The 1102-nt window shown below is 70.6% G+C and carries 2 protein-coding genes; both read right to left on the minus strand.

The genetic code is table 11. From position 1 onward, the window contains the following. Positions 1-59: 59 nt before the first annotated feature. Positions 60-542 carry a type IV pilin gene (locus C441_RS07970; protein WP_007274651.1) on the minus strand — a complete coding sequence of 161 codons (483 nt, stop codon included), beginning with the start codon at positions 540-542 and terminating at the stop codon, positions 60-62. 39 nt (positions 543-581) lie between these two features. Further along, positions 582-1102 (minus strand): DUF7094 domain-containing protein (locus C441_RS07975; RefSeq protein ID WP_007274652.1); only part of this gene is annotated, 521 nt, incomplete at its 5' end.

Below are 1102 nucleotides of genomic sequence, written 5' to 3' on the forward strand. Positions count from 1 at the left end.
AGGAGTAAGCCCCAACCGCGCCGAGGTCGACTCGGGCGCTCGTTTTCGCCGCGGCCGACTCACGACGCTCTCGCTTCGAGCGCCGCGACCGGCGTGTCGCCGTCGAAGACGCGAACGGTCACCGTCGCACCCGGTTCGATGCCCGGGTCGTTCGTCCCAGCCAGTTCGAGCGTCGCCGTCTCGCCGACGGTCCACCGCGAGTCGGCGGCGGCGTTGAACGGGCCGGTCGGGCCGGGTCGGAAGCCGCTGGCCGAGAAGAACGGCACGGGCGGTTGGTGCGCGAGCGGCTCCCCATTCACGGAGATTCGAACTGCGAGCGAATCCACGTCCAGCGGCGCGCCGCCCTCGTGAACCAGCGACAGCGTGTCACCCGAGACGGACAGCGACAGCGCCGTCGGTCGCGTCGGCGACGGCGGGGAGTCGGCCGCGTCGAACGCCGCCGCGCCGACGGCGGCCGCGACGACGACCACGAGGCCGATGAGGAGCACGCTCCCGAGGAGCACGGACGAGCCGCGAGTCGAGGTGCGGAACTGGCGAGGCATCGAGACGGGGTGGCCCCGTCATGGGATAAGAAGCTCCGGTCAACCGTCGGCGGGCGGGCCGGCGGGTCTGCTCTGCGAGACCGCCGAGACGGAACCGGCCGAGTCGGTCGACTCGGTCGACTCGGTCGGCGTCGACGTGACCGTCGGAGACGTGTCGTTTTCCGCGGCGGTCGCGTTCCCCGCGAGATAGGGCATGGGCGTCGGCGCGGTGGTGAGCACGACCGCCGAGTTACCTCTGATGACCGTGACGGTGTAGGACGCCGACGGCGAGACGGTCCAGATAGTCCCGTCCGAACCGGTGTGACCCAAGAGCGTGCTCTCCTGGCTGGCTTCGAGGCCGATCGTGACGTTCGCGTCGACCGGGTCGCCCGTCTCGCTTTCGTTCAACTGGATGCGAAGCGGTCCGCCGGGGTAGGTCCGGTCGACGGTGAGCGCCAGCCCGTCTCTGACCCCGCTCGCGGTGTCGCGGGTCGTGATCGATTCGAGGGGGCGCGTCTGGGACTCCTTGAACACTCGCCCGGTTCCGGAGTCGACGTACGCGGTCAACTGCCCGTCCCGGT

Origin of the sequence: Haloferax sulfurifontis ATCC BAA-897 (genome assembly GCF_000337835.1) — an archaeon.
Classification (GTDB): Archaea; Halobacteriota; Halobacteria; order Halobacteriales; family Haloferacaceae; genus Haloferax; species Haloferax denitrificans.